The organism is Nocardiopsis halophila DSM 44494 (assembly GCF_000341245.1).
Classification (GTDB): Bacteria; Actinomycetota; Actinomycetes; order Streptosporangiales; family Streptosporangiaceae; genus Nocardiopsis_A; species Nocardiopsis_A halophila.
In genome coordinates this window covers 1-11,639 of record NZ_ANAD01000158.1, presented here as the reverse complement: position 1 = coordinate 11,639, position 11,639 = coordinate 1, and the positions used below count along the sequence as shown (strand labels likewise).

At 71.2% G+C, this 11,639-nt stretch carries 13 protein-coding genes; 6 read left to right on the top strand and 7 right to left on the bottom strand.

Features of this window, described 5'->3' with window-relative positions; translation table 11 throughout:
- Window positions 1-81: 81 nt before the first annotated feature.
- Complete coding sequence (locus D450_RS0118620; RefSeq protein ID WP_017540166.1) at window positions 82-468, bottom strand: VOC family protein; 387 nt, start codon at window positions 466-468, stop codon at window positions 82-84.
- Window positions 469-763: 295 nt separating this feature from the next.
- Between D450_RS0118620 and D450_RS0118615 the strand changes: the two genes are divergently transcribed.
- Both D450_RS0118615 and D450_RS0118610 read left to right on the top strand, forming a co-directional pair.
- Window positions 764-1,426: an L-2-amino-thiazoline-4-carboxylic acid hydrolase gene (locus D450_RS0118615; protein ID WP_017540165.1), complete on the top strand. Its 663-nt coding sequence runs from the start codon at window positions 764-766 to the stop codon at window positions 1,424-1,426.
- A gap of 332 nt (window positions 1,427-1,758) precedes the next feature.
- Window positions 1,759-3,402: a hypothetical protein gene (locus D450_RS0118610; protein ID WP_026128639.1), complete on the top strand. Its 1,644-nt coding sequence runs from the start codon at window positions 1,759-1,761 to the stop codon at window positions 3,400-3,402.
- 259 nt (window positions 3,403-3,661) lie between these two features.
- Here D450_RS0118610 and D450_RS0118605 read toward each other — a convergent pair whose 3' ends face one another.
- A complete protein-coding gene (locus tag D450_RS0118605; protein ID WP_017540164.1) occupies window positions 3,662-4,045 on the bottom strand; it encodes a DoxX family protein in 384 nt (127 codons plus the stop codon).
- Window positions 4,046-4,204: 159 nt separating this feature from the next.
- Between D450_RS0118605 and D450_RS0118600 the strand changes: the two genes are divergently transcribed.
- Window positions 4,205-5,098 (top strand): RNA polymerase sigma-70 factor, encoded by an 894-nt coding sequence (locus D450_RS0118600; protein WP_017540163.1) that lies wholly within the window; start codon window positions 4,205-4,207, stop codon window positions 5,096-5,098.
- Here D450_RS0118600 and D450_RS0118595 read toward each other — a convergent pair.
- Both D450_RS0118595 and D450_RS0118590 read right to left on the bottom strand, forming a co-directional pair.
- Entirely contained in the window at window positions 5,089-6,024 is a 936-nt protein-coding gene (locus D450_RS0118595) for a zeta toxin family protein (protein WP_017540162.1), read from the bottom strand. The genes D450_RS0118600 and D450_RS0118595 overlap by 10 nt on opposite strands.
- A 99-nt stretch (window positions 6,025-6,123) precedes the next feature.
- Window positions 6,124-6,555, bottom strand: a complete 432-nt coding sequence (locus tag D450_RS0118590) for a MerR family transcriptional regulator (protein WP_017540161.1) — start codon at window positions 6,553-6,555, stop codon at window positions 6,124-6,126.
- Between the two features lie 46 nt (window positions 6,556-6,601).
- Between D450_RS0118590 and D450_RS0118585 the strand changes: the two genes are divergently transcribed.
- Window positions 6,602-7,567: an oxidoreductase gene (locus tag D450_RS0118585; RefSeq protein WP_017540160.1), complete on the top strand. Its 966-nt coding sequence runs from the start codon at window positions 6,602-6,604 to the stop codon at window positions 7,565-7,567.
- Here D450_RS0118585 and D450_RS0118580 read toward each other — a convergent pair.
- The 3 genes from D450_RS0118580 to D450_RS0118570 all read right to left on the bottom strand — a co-directional run bounded on the left by D450_RS0118580 (window position 7,564) and on the right by D450_RS0118570 (window position 10,388).
- A complete protein-coding gene (locus D450_RS0118580; protein WP_193789679.1) occupies window positions 7,564-8,442 on the bottom strand; it encodes a lamin tail domain-containing protein in 879 nt (292 codons plus the stop codon). The two genes, D450_RS0118585 and D450_RS0118580, sit on opposite strands and share 4 nt — an antisense overlap.
- Window positions 8,443-8,639: 197 nt before the next feature.
- Entirely contained in the window at window positions 8,640-9,401 is a 762-nt protein-coding gene (locus D450_RS0118575) for an enoyl-CoA hydratase/isomerase family protein (RefSeq protein WP_017540158.1), read from the bottom strand.
- A 78-nt stretch (window positions 9,402-9,479) separates the two neighbouring features.
- Window positions 9,480-10,388 carry a LysR family transcriptional regulator gene (locus D450_RS0118570; protein ID WP_017540157.1) on the bottom strand — a complete coding sequence of 303 codons (909 nt, stop codon included), beginning with the start codon at window positions 10,386-10,388 and terminating at the stop codon, window positions 9,480-9,482.
- A 70-nt stretch (window positions 10,389-10,458) separates the two neighbouring features.
- On the opposite strand from D450_RS0118570, the gene D450_RS0118565 reads away from it, so the two are divergent.
- Window positions 10,459-11,400, top strand: a complete 942-nt coding sequence (locus D450_RS0118565) for a Rossmann-fold NAD(P)-binding domain-containing protein (protein ID WP_026128637.1) — start codon at window positions 10,459-10,461, stop codon at window positions 11,398-11,400.
- Window positions 11,401-11,422: 22 nt separating this feature from the next.
- A partial coding sequence (locus D450_RS30555) for an aldo/keto reductase (RefSeq protein ID WP_039820647.1) occupies window positions 11,423-11,639 on the top strand: 217 nt, incomplete at its 3' end.

Below are 11,639 nucleotides of genomic sequence, written 5' to 3'. Positions count from 1 at the left end.
CATCTCTCACGGGTGTAGAGATTTGGCGGGGGTTGTTTGTGTACTGTTCCTCTTTGCTTTCCGTGAGGTTGAGGTGTGGAATCAGGGATGGCGAGTTGCCAGGACGCAGAACTCGTTGCCCTCGGGGTCGGTGAGGACGGTCCAGGTTTCCTTGTTCTGGCCCACGTCGGTGTTCCGGGCGCCGAGGGCCAGTAGGCGGGTGACTTCCTCTTCCTGGGATCTGTCGGTGGGGTTGACGTCGATGTGCAGTCTGTTCTTGACGGTCTTGCCCTCGGGGACGGCGGCGAAGGTCAGTGCCGGCGGGATCGGGCCGGGGCGGTCCTTGAGACTGGGCTGTGTGCTGGGGCCGATGGTGACGACTCCGTCCTCTTCGTCCAATACCTCGTAGTCGAGCACCGCGCACCAGAAGCGGGCCAGGCTCCCGGGGTCGGCGCAGTCGATCGCTAGTTCCGTGAACTTGCTGGCCATGGTGGGGCCTCCCAGGTGTAGAGACGGTCGGAACGCGGGATCAGTGTTCCGGGCAGGTGCTCCGGTACTCCAACGGTTTTCGGAGTGGGTGGCGCCGGGGCCAGGGGCGGAGTGAGGGATGGACGCGCATCCGCGGCGCGTGGCACACTGCCGACGAAAATTCAGGACAAGCAATGTCAGCGCCCGGTGGTCGGTGGAGCGCGCTGGCCTGCTCGCTCGGTGCGGGCTCGGCCAGTGACCCCCGGACGCGGGATCGCGGTCGTGTGCGTGCCGAGCCGTACACGGAAGGACCGTCATGTCCACTGACCAGTTCGGGCTCGCCGAGGACACCTACGTCCCCCACCCCGACCGTGATACGACCCTGCTCCTCGACGCCTTCTACGCGGCCCTGAGGGAGCGCACCCGCCCCCGGGACCTCACCTCCGCCATGCGGGCGCGCCAAGTGTCGCTCGAAGAGGCGAACCGCTCCCTGATCGTCGATGCGCCGGCCCGGCAGAACCTGCGCTTGGCGACGGCACTGGTGGCCGCCTATGAGGTGCTCCGGCCCGGGGTCGGCAGGGAGGCGGCCGTCGAAGCGGTCGGCGCCGCCCTCAACGAACCGTTCGGTGACGCCGTCAGGGAAGGCACCAGGGCGCGCCTGGACGAGGCTGAGGACGCGTTCCTGTCCATCGTCGAGATGAGCAAGGCACGCGAAGAGCACGCCTTTGGGAAGGGCTTCGTCTTCGACCGCACGGTCGACGATGACGAGCGCTACCACGTGGAGGTCCGCCGCTGCTTCTTCCATGACGTGATGGCGGCCAACGGGACACCGGAGCTCACCCCGATCCTGTGCGCCTTCGACGCCAACTGGATCGACGCCATCGACCCGGACGAGCACGGGTTCCGCTTCGAACGTCCCACCACCATCGGCACGGGAGGGACGCACTGCCCCTTCCACTTCGAACGGACCGCACGGTAGGGCGCCGCCGGGTCGGTGCGTATCGGCTTGTTGAGGGCCGGGGGAGGAACCGTGGGGTGTCGCCCTGCCGAATGTGCGGCTGAGGGGTGGTGCCCCATCCTTGCTCAACCCATGAGGGGCTCCCAGATGTGGGTTGGCGGGTCCTGCCGCGCGCGGGCCGTCGGGGAGACGGTGCCGAACGTGCCTCACCCCTCTGGCTCAGCGTCCAGACTGGAGGGGTGCGTGTACTGGAAGCCTTCTGGGCCGATCGCAGTGTTTGGGTATGGGGCCTCGACTCCAGGCTCCCCGCGACGACCAGGTCCCGGAAGTAGGAGCGTCCCCACCCCTACGCCATGGGCCCGCGGGCGCTCGCCGAAGAAGTGGTCCCCCTGCTGGACCGGCCACCGGAGGAGCGCGAGGCCCTGATCGAGGGCGTGGCGTCCGAGAACGGTGGATTCGCCGTCGAGCCCGGTGCCCTTCTCCCCGGTACCGCGGTGCTGCGGCTGCCCGGTGGCCCGAGCCACCCCTTCACGCCCCCGTCGCTGGGGGTGCGGCCCGACGCCCCCAAGGTCGCGGCCTCTCGCGCGGGGCTGCGCGACTGGGAGGCGCCCGCACTCGCCCTGCATCCCGGCGACGCCGCGTCCCTCCTGCGCACCTTTCGCACCTCGCCCTCGGGCGCGGGGAGCGTCTCCCTGCCCCATTTGGAGGTGCTGCTGCGCGCGGCCGAGTCCTTCGCCGCCGCGCGCCGGGTCGTGCCGCAGTGGGTGGAGGAGGCCGATGAGGACATGGGCACCACCTCCTTCGCTCCCCGGGCTCGGTGGCGCCCCGTGCTCGACCCGCAGGCACTCTCCTGGCTGCGTTCCTACGCCGGGGCGGTCCCTCCGCTGCTGCGTGCCCACCACGCCCCAGAGGACGATGACCCCTGGGAGGCGGGTTCGGCCGTGGTCGTCGACGCGTTGGGAGCGCTGTCCGCCTTCACCGACCAGGCGGTGCGCGAGCGCCTGCACGGCCGGGAGTTCCGCCTGCCGGCCGGTCCGCGGCTGTACGCGGACTGGGTGAGAGGACTGCTCCTCGATGACGGGGCGGTCCCCGGATACGTCTGGGGGCGGGAGCAGAGCCTCTTGAGCGAGCGGCTGTCGGAGTGGTTCGGCGCCGTTCACCGACAGGCGGGGGCGGTGCGGCCGGCCCTGCGGCTGGTCGAGCCCGATGCCCTCCCGACGGACGGGGACGGCGAGGCAGCAGAGGGCGCGGAGCCCGGCGGCGAGCCGGAGCTGCTCATCGCCGATGAGGACGCCTCGTGGAGGCTGGAGGTCTGGGTCCAGTCGGTCGATGAACCCTCCCTGATGCTCACCTTGGAGGATGCGCGCGCCGGTGAGGGCGCCGACTGGCTGCCCCGCGACCATGCTCCGGCCCTTGAGGCCGCGCTGGTGCGGGCGGCGGACCTGTACCCGCGCCTGGAGCGGGACGACGTCCGGGAACGCGGAGTCTGCACGCTCGACACGGCACAGGCCTGCGAGTTCCTCACCCGGTTCGCCCCGTCCTTGGGAGAGGCCGGTATCGGTCTGCTGCTGCCCCCGTGGGCGGGCACCCGGGAGACGGCGGCCGTGCTGCGCCTCGATGAGCCCCATGAAGGGGCGATCGACGGCGACCCGCTCCTGCTCCTGGGGTGGCACGGGGTCTCGCCTTCGCTGCTCATGGAGGAGCTGGAGTCGGCCCTCGGCGGTCGCGTCCGCCCACGAGGGGAGCTCGAGGTCGAGCTGGTGCCGCTGCCGGAGCGGACCGCGGAGTTCTGGGCCCCGTCGGAACCGCTGCCCTTCCCCGCTCCGGTTCGCCCGTTCACCCCGCTCGCCCACTCGGGATCGCCCATCCCCGTGTTGGCGGAGGCCTTGGAGCCGATTTATGAGGCGATGGGCGAGACGGTTCCCGGGGACGAGGACCGTGCCGTTGGCCCCGGGGGCGGCCGCTCAGGGGAGAGTGAGGCCGGTGTCGGGGAGTGACCGACGCCCCTCTGGGCGCGGTTCCACGGCGGGGGTGTCCGCGACGTGGCGGCGGTCGGTACGGGATCGGTGCCGGCCCGGCGCCGAGCTGCCTGTTTCGAGAGTGGTCGAAGGGCATTGCCGGGCGGGCACAGGGGCGACGACCATGGGATCGCTTCCGGCCCGATGCGTCGCTGGATGGCGCTGAGGTCACTGCCGTTCGTCACCCTGGCGGTCCGTTCCCGCCAGGGCGGCGATCCCCCGTTCCCCGGTCGCGCCCTCAGCCCATGAAGGACTCCGGCCCGAACCGGCCCCAGGCCACGAAGGCCGACACCGCGAGGTAGAAGGCGTTGCCCACGATGCTCACCGGCTCGCGGCGGCGTGCGTGCACGACGATCGCCCCGATCATCACCAGGGCCAGGCCGACTGCGGCCAACGGAACGAAGACCGTCCCGAACCCCACCAGCGGAGGCACGACGAGTCCCACGGCGGCCAGGACTTCGAGTGCGCCGATCGTCTTGATCGCGGACGGGCTCCAGTTCTCGGCCCACCTTCCGAAACTGAGCGCAGTGATCTTCTCCTTGGGGACGACGACTTTGGCCGCGCCTCCGATCGCGAACGCGAGGGACAGGAAGCCGGCGGCGATCCACAGTGCGAGGTCCATGTCATCTCCTTGAGGGCGGATGAGGTCCTTCACCGTGATGACGGAGGGCCGGCGGTGTGTGTGACAGCTTCGCCGTTCCGCCGTCGCCAGGGCGCGTCACACGGCATTGGGGTGCCGCGTCTAGAGGAGGAGACGGCCGCCAGGCGAGAGGAGCACGCAATGGTCGATCCCCGACCGGACCCCGCGACGGAGTCCTTCGTCCGCCACCGCAACCTGCTTTTCACCGTCGCCTACGAGATGCTCGGCTCTGCGGCGGACGCGGAGGACGTGCTTCAGGAGACCTGGATGCGGTGGTCCGGCGTCGACCTGGGGGAGGTGAGGGATCACCGCGCATACCTGGTCACCATCACCACGAGGCAGGCGCTGACGCGCCTGCGCATTCTCGGCCGCCGCAAGGAGACCTACGTCGGCCAGTGGCTGCCCGAGCCCCTTCTGACGGCGCCCGACGTTGCCGAGGACGTGGAACTGGCGGACAGCATCTCGACGGCGATGCTGCTGGTCCTGGAGACCCTCGGCCCGACCGAGCGCGCGGTGTTCGTGCTCCGCGAGGTTTTCGACGTAGGGTACGCCGAGATCGCCGAGGCGGTGGGCAAGTCCCAGGCCGCGGTGCGGCAGATCGCCCATCGGGCGAGGGTGCACGTGGCCGAGCGGCGCCCGCGCGGTATCGCTTCCCCCGAGGAGACCAGGAGCGTGACCGCGGCCTTCCAACGGGCGGTCGAGACGGGCGACCTCCAAGGACTGCTCGACATCCTTGCCCCGGATGTCGTCGTCCTGGCCGACGGGGGCGGAGTGAAGCAGGCGGTCCCCAAGCCGGTCGTCGGCGCCGATCGGGTCGCACGCCTCTTCAAGGCCGGCCTGAACCGGCTGTGGGCCGAGGTGTCCGTGGAGACGTCCTGCGTCAACGGGCGGACGGCACTGCTGCTCCGCGTGGACGGAGAGGTCGACAGCGTCGTGACACTGCGGATTGAGGACGGCCTGATCACCGGCATCTACACCGTGCGCAACCCGGAGAAGCTGTCCCACATGGAGCGGGAGTTCACGGTTCAGCGCTGAGGGCGCCCGCTCTCGTGGAGGACGCCGCCGTCGCGGTCGAGGACGTACATCGCGTCGACGTTCGGCGATTCCTCAAGGTGTGCGGCGACGTCGGGGATGTTCGCGTAGAACTCGTCGTGGAGTTCCGGGGGCACCCAGCGTGCGTAGCCTTCCCGGTCCCGCTGGCGCTGGTAGCGGTGCAGGATCCCCAGGCGGCTGTTCGCCTCATGCGTCGACACGAAGGCGACGCTCACATGGTATCCGTGCCGCTTGAACCCTTCGACCCAGGAATCGGCCCACTCCCTCCGCCCCAGAGGGTGACTGGCGATGACGTCGTACTTGACCTCACCGGCCCTCAGGTGCTCCAGGCACCTGTCGTGGAAGTCCTCGGGCAGCTGATGCGCTGCGGTCGTGTGGCCGAGATGGGGGTCCTGGCGGACGATCTCCTGGAAGCGCGGATGGAAGAGCGCGTTGTCGTCGCCGTCGTAGACGGCGGTGTGGTCGGGGAAGGCGCGGCGTGCGATGTCCTGGGTGAGGGTCTTGCCGGAGCCGGGCTGCCCGCCCAGGATCAGGGCGCGGGGCGGTGAGCCGTCCGGGCGCTGGGGGCCGCTGGGCGGGGTCAGATCGCGGATGCGCAGGTCCAGTGCCCGGGCCATTTCAGCCGGTTCAACGGGGGAGGGGCCCGTCGGAGCGGCGTTCTCTTCGCTGGGCGCGTGGCGGCGTTTCAAGGCGTCGCAGATCCCCGTGTAGTCCTGCACGGTTCCGATCAGCTCGTCCCTGCTGAGGAACGGGATCCGGCGTCTGGCAGCCAGGTGGGGGAGCGGGTCTGCGGCGAGAGCGTTCGCGAGTGTGAAGCCCTGGGAGATCATGGCGCGGGCATCTTCGCGGAGCTGCCAGTCGGGGAGCTCGACCAGTGGGTGGCCCCAGATGTCCAGATCAGCGCTCATACGCATTCGCTCCCGCGTCGGAATTGGTGGGTGAGGACGCGCTCAGCGTGGCGAGGGGTGACAGGGGTGTCAATGCTCAGGCCACAGGTGGCCCATGGGTCAGGTGGTCGGGTCCCAGAGGCCTTCGGCCTGTCCGCGGGACAGGTGGTCGGTGTAGATGCCGACCTTCCAGGAGATGAGGGAGCGGCACTCTTCGAGTGCCTGGATGCGGGCCTCGACGCGGCGTTGGTGGGTGTCGAGGAGGTGGAGGCGTTCGGCCTCGTTGCCGGGGCCGGCGCGGACCAGTTCGGCGAAGCGTGCGAGGTCGGCCAGGGGCATCCCGGACTCGCGGAGCTTGACGCAGATCCGCAGCCACTCGACGTCGGCGTCGGTGTAGCGGCGCCGTCCGCCCGCGGTGCGGTGGACGGGGCCGACCAGCAGGCCCTCGCGCTCGTAGAAGCGCAGCGCGTGCACGCTGAGGCCGGTCCGCTCGGCCACCTCGCCGATGCCTAGGGAGCCCGCCCGGGGCCCGGTCGTCGCCATGCCCGCCACATTAGGGCTTGATCTAGAGTTCGCTCTAGTTCCTAGGGTCGCCGGCATGACCACTGGACAGCAGCGGCCGCTCGGGTCGCCCTTCTCCGCCGACAGCACCTGCGAGGACGTCCTGGCGGGCCTGGACCTCACCGGGACCACCGCCGTCGTCACCGGTGGCTCCTCGGGGCTCGGGCTCGCGACCGCGCGGGCCCTCGCCGCGGCCGGGGCGCGCGTCATCGTCCCCGCACGCCGCGAGGGCGCCGCCCGGGAAGCTCTCGCGGGCCTGGGGTCCTGCGAGGTCGTCCCGATGGACCTGACCGACCTGGCGAGCGTGCGGTCGGCCGCCGTGAGGATCGGCGAGGCCGTAGAGCGCGTCGACCTCCTCATGGCCGTCGCCGGCGTCATGGCCACCCCCGAGCGGCGCGTCGGCCCCGGCTGGGAGGGCCAGTTCGCCGCCAACCACCTCGGCCACTTCGCGTTGGCCTGCGAGCTCTACCCGCTCCTGGCCGAGGGCGGCGCGCGCGTCGTCGTCAACAGTTCGGCCGGGCACACCCTGACCGGGATCCGCTGGCACGACCCGCACTTCCGCACCGGCTACGACAAATGGTTGTCCTATGGGCAGTCCAAGACCGCGAACTCCCTGTTCGCCGTCGGACTCGATGCCTTGGGACGCGACGACGGCGTGCGCGCCTTCGCCCTGCATCCCGGAAAGATCATCACCGGACTCCAGCGCGAGATGTCCGTCCGGGAGCAGATCGAACGGGGATGGATCGATGAGCGGGGGGAGGTGGTCGGAGACGGTTTCAAGACGCCGTCCCAGGGGGCCGCCACGGGGCTTTGGGCGGCGACGTCGCCGATGCTCAAGGGGCTCGGGGGCCTCTATCTGGAGGACTGCGACATCGCGCGGGTCTCAGAGCCTGAGGAACCCATGGACGACGGCGGGGTGCGGGAGTACGCCATCGCCCCTGAGGCCGCCGCGCGCCTGTGGGAGGTGTCGTGCGCGGCGACCGGGGCGCTCCCCGTTCCCTAAGCGCCGGTGGCCTCGCTGCCGTAGCGGTAGTCGGAGACCAGGATCTTGCCGGTGTCGCGCAGCTCGGCGACGTCGCCCTTGTCGTTCCAGATGGCGCGCCCGCTGCCGAAGGACAGCCCGCCCCATTCGGGGCGGACCTCGTTGGTGTAGACCCGGAACCGCCTGCCGGGACCCACGATGTACTGGGGGAGCGTGAGCTCCTGGCCTGCGTCGCCGGCCGAGACCGTCCAGCCTTCGACGTTCACGGCGAGCGCACTGGAGTTGAGGATCTCGACGTACTCGTCGGACTGCGTGCGCGCCACCTCACCCTTGTACTGCACCGTGGTGATGCGCAGCTCGGGGCGGTCGGCCCGGAGCGCCACCGCCATCAGCCCGGCCGTGGTGTCCCGGCCCTCCGGGCAGGGGAAGTGCGGTGTCCACGGTGCCACTTCGGAGGCGTCCTTGTGCTCCGGCACGCACCTGGAGAGGAAGAAGCGGTAGGGGAGCCCCTCGACCTGTACCTCGTCCTCGATCATGTCCCACACGGTGACGACGTCGTCGACCGGGCCGTTCAGGTCGGGGGTGTCCTGTCGGGAGAACCCCCACCGGAAGGTCTGGGCCGACGCCCCCTCGAACGCGATCGTCATTTCCAAGGGCAGGGTGAAGCCCATGGTGTGCTCGCTGAGACGGTTCTCGTGGGTGAAGGTCGAGAGGAGGAACTCGGAGCCGTCCAGAGGGACCTCGCCCCTGCGGCCGTGGAACTGCAGTGCGCTCTGAGGGCCGGACGGGTCCGGAGCCCCCCAGGCGATTCGATCCGTTCCGAACCCTTGGAAGTCGATGGTCCGGTAGTTCATCGATGGATCCTGCCAGGTCCCTGAGATCGCGGCGATCGGCATCGGCAGTCCCTTCCCAGCGCGCATGGCCTGTGAGGCCGGCAGGGGCGGTCTGCGATCCGGCCACAGGCCCGACTGTGAGGGAGGGGCGGAGCACTGGCAACGGCCGGTGGCGGGCCTGCTCCGGCCACGGAAGGAGACCAACGGCCCACGACATGCGTGCGGTGATCTGCTCCGCTGCGCGGCGGCCTGTGGAGCGGTCAGTGGAATTCGGGTCGCCGCTTGGCGGTGAAGGCGGCGACGCCCTCGGCGAAGTCGGCGCTGGCATAGCCGGCGTCGTAGAGCCCCCGCACCTCGTCGTCCTCCTCGTCGGCGCCGTCCTGGATGCGTTCCAGGATGGTCTTGGCGGCGCGGAGCGTCACCTGGGAGCGTTCGGCGATGGTGCCGGCCAGCTCGGCGACGCGGGCGTCGAGGTCGTCGGCCACCTCGTTCACCAGCCCGATGCGCAGGGCCTGCCCGGCGTCGAGCTGCTCCCCGGTGAAAAGGATCTGCTTGGCCCACGCCGGCCCCACCAGGTCCGCGAGGCGCTTGGTGGGGCGGTGGGTGTAGACCACCCCGAGTTTGGCCGGGGTGACGGCCATCCGGGCGTCGTGTGCGGCGATGCGCATGTCGCAGGCGACGGCCAGCTCGCACCCGCCCCCGATGCAGAAGCCCCGCACCGCGGCGATCGTTGGCTTGGGGAAGGAGGCCACGGCGGCCTCGGCCGCGTCGGTGACCGCGTTGAAGCGGCGGCCGTCGGCGGGGCTTCGGACGGCGCCGAGTTCGCCGATGTCGGCTCCGGCCGAGAAGTGCCTCCCGCCGCGGAGCACCAGGACCCGGACGCCGTCGTCGTCGGCCGCCTTGTGGAGCAGTTCCGGGATCAGCGACCACATCTCGACGGTCATGGCGTTGCGCTTGGCGGGGCGGTCGATGGTCAGGAAGGCCACCGGGCCGTCAACGTCGAGGCGCACGTTCTCACTCATCGGGACGCTTTCATGATCGCGGACTGCGGTCCCGTCAGTATGCCGTCGTGCCCTCCCCACGGAGAGCCCAGGGCCGGGTCAGACGGTCTCCCGCCGGGCGGCCTGCTCCTTGAGGGCGTCGACCAGGGTCCGGACGTGCGGAAGGTCATGGCGGGCGCGTGTGACGACGCCGAAGAGGCGGGTCGGCGCCGGCGGCGCGATCGGGACGGTGCGCACCCCCGGGACCGGCGGAGTGAGGGCGATGGAGGGGACCAGCGAGATCCCCGTGCCGGCGGCCACCAGGGAGCGGGCGAAGAAGTAGTCGGTGGTGGTGCCGCGGACCTCGGGGGCGAACCCCGCCTGCTCGGCGAAGCGGCGCAGGTAGGCCTCGGTCTTCAGACACCCCAGCACCCAGGGCTCGCCCGCCAGTTCGGCCAGGTCGACCTCCTCGCGGGCGGCCAGCGGGTGGTCCTCGCGCAGCACGGCGTGCAGCGGGTCCTCCAGCAGTCCCTCCCAGGCCAGCCCCGAGTCCGGCCCCAGGCGCCCGGGCAGCGGACCGTCGAAGCGGTAGGCCAGCGCGAGGTCCGCCGTGCCCTGGCGGACCAGCGGCAGGCTGCTCTCCGGCTCGGCCTCCCTGATGTGCACCTCGGTTTCGGGGTGGGCCGCCGTGAGGCGCGCCAGCGCGTCCGGCAGCAGGAGCCGTCCCCCGCTGGTGAACGTGGCCACGGTGAGCCGGGTGCGGCCGCCGGCGAGCCGGTCGACCTGGCGCCGGGCGTGTTCGAGCTCGGCGGCCACCGATTCGGCGGCGCCCACCATGACCCGCCCCGCGCGGGTGAGCGTGGCCCCGCGGGTGCTGCGCGCCACCACCCGGGCGCCCAGGCTCCGCTCCAGGGCGGCGACGTGCTGGGAGACCGCCGAGGGGGTGAGCCGCAGGGCGTCGGCCGCCCGGTTGAAGCTGCCGTGCTCGGCCACCGCCCGCAGCACGCGGAGCCGCTGGACGTCGATCAACAGTTCTCCTTAATACCCGTGCAGTGACTGGACACTTCTGCTGATGACAGTAGGCGGCCACGATGAACGCGTGCAAAACATCTGTGTCATCGGTGGAAGCCGCTACTTCGGCAGGCTCATGGTGGAACGACTGCGGGACGCCGGGCACCGCGTCACCCTGGTGAACCGGGGGTCGGGCCCGGCCCCGGCCGGCGTCGAGCACGTCGTCGCCGACCGGAACGACGGGGCCGGGCTCGCCGCCGCGCTCGGCGGCCGCACCTTCGACGCGGTCGTCGACCAGGTCTGCTACACGCCCGTGCAGGCCGCGATCGCGGCGCGGGTCTTCGGCGGCCGGACCCCGCGGTACGTCATGGCCTCCACGATCGAGGTCTACAACCCGGCCGGGGGCGCGCCGGACGCGGGGCCGGTCGGCGGACTCGTGCGGGAGGGCGCCGTCGACCCGGCGGCCTGGCCGGTCCACCCGGACCGGCCCTGGCACGACGCGGCCTACCTGGAGCCGAACTACGGCGAGGGCAAGCGGCAGACGGAGGCCGTCCTCACCCGCTCCGGCGCGTTCGACTTCGCGTCCGTGCGCTGCGCCCACGTCCTGGGCGGCGGCGCGCGGGAGTTCACCGGCCGCCTGGCGCACTACGTCGAGCGCATCGCCCGGGGCGAGGAGGTCGCCGTGCACGCCGGGGCGCTGCCGTCGGTGTTCATCGACTACCGGGAGATGGCCGACGTGATGGTGTGGGCGGCGACGGACGCGGGCGTCACGGGCCCGGTCAACGCCTGCTCCGACGGGCTGCTGGACGCCCGGGACCTGGCCGGGGCGATCGCCGGGCAGCTCGGTCGCGAGCCGGTGTACCGGGTCGTGCCCGCAGGGCAGGAGGCGTCCCCGTTCTCCTTCGACCGCCATTACGCGATGAGCAACGCGCGCGCGAGGGAGCTGGGGTTCGCCTTCTCCCACGCCGACGAATGGCTGAACCGCGCCGTCGCCGAGGCCCTCGACGCGTTCGCGGCTTCCACCGCCTGAGCCCGACGGAGGATCACCATCCATGCGGTACCGCAGCATCGGAGGCCGGATCGTCAGTGCCGTCGGCCTTGGGGCCATGCCGTTGTCCATCGAGAACCGTCCGGACGAGCGGCGTGCCCTCGCCACGGTCCACGCGGCCTTGGACGCCGGAATCACCCTCATCGACACCGCCGACAGCTACTACTGGCACGCTGGCGAGACCGGCCACAATGAGCTGCTCGTGGCGCGTGCCCTCGCGC

Bases quoted from the DNA above. Each gene is read 5' to 3' on its own strand.
- D450_RS0118620 (WP_017540166.1), bottom strand. From the start codon at position 468: ATGGCCAGCAAGTTCACGGAACTAGCGATCGACTGCGCCGACCCCGGG.
- D450_RS0118615 (WP_017540165.1), top strand. From the start codon at position 764: ATGTCCACTGACCAGTTCGGGCTCGCCGAGGACACCTACGTCCCCCAC.
- D450_RS0118610 (WP_026128639.1), top strand. From the start codon at position 1,759: ATGGGCCCGCGGGCGCTCGCCGAAGAAGTGGTCCCCCTGCTGGACCGG.
- D450_RS0118605 (WP_017540164.1), bottom strand. From the start codon at position 4,045: ATGGACCTCGCACTGTGGATCGCCGCCGGCTTCCTGTCCCTCGCGTTC.
- D450_RS0118600 (WP_017540163.1), top strand. From the start codon at position 4,205: ATGGTCGATCCCCGACCGGACCCCGCGACGGAGTCCTTCGTCCGCCAC.
- D450_RS0118595 (WP_017540162.1), bottom strand. From the start codon at position 6,024: ATGAGCGCTGATCTGGACATCTGGGGCCACCCACTGGTCGAGCTCCCC.
- D450_RS0118585 (WP_017540160.1), top strand. From the start codon at position 6,602: ATGACCACTGGACAGCAGCGGCCGCTCGGGTCGCCCTTCTCCGCCGAC.
- D450_RS0118580 (WP_193789679.1), bottom strand. From the start codon at position 8,442: ATGCCGATCGCCGCGATCTCAGGGACCTGGCAGGATCCATCGATGAAC.
- D450_RS0118575 (WP_017540158.1), bottom strand. From the start codon at position 9,401: ATGAGTGAGAACGTGCGCCTCGACGTTGACGGCCCGGTGGCCTTCCTG.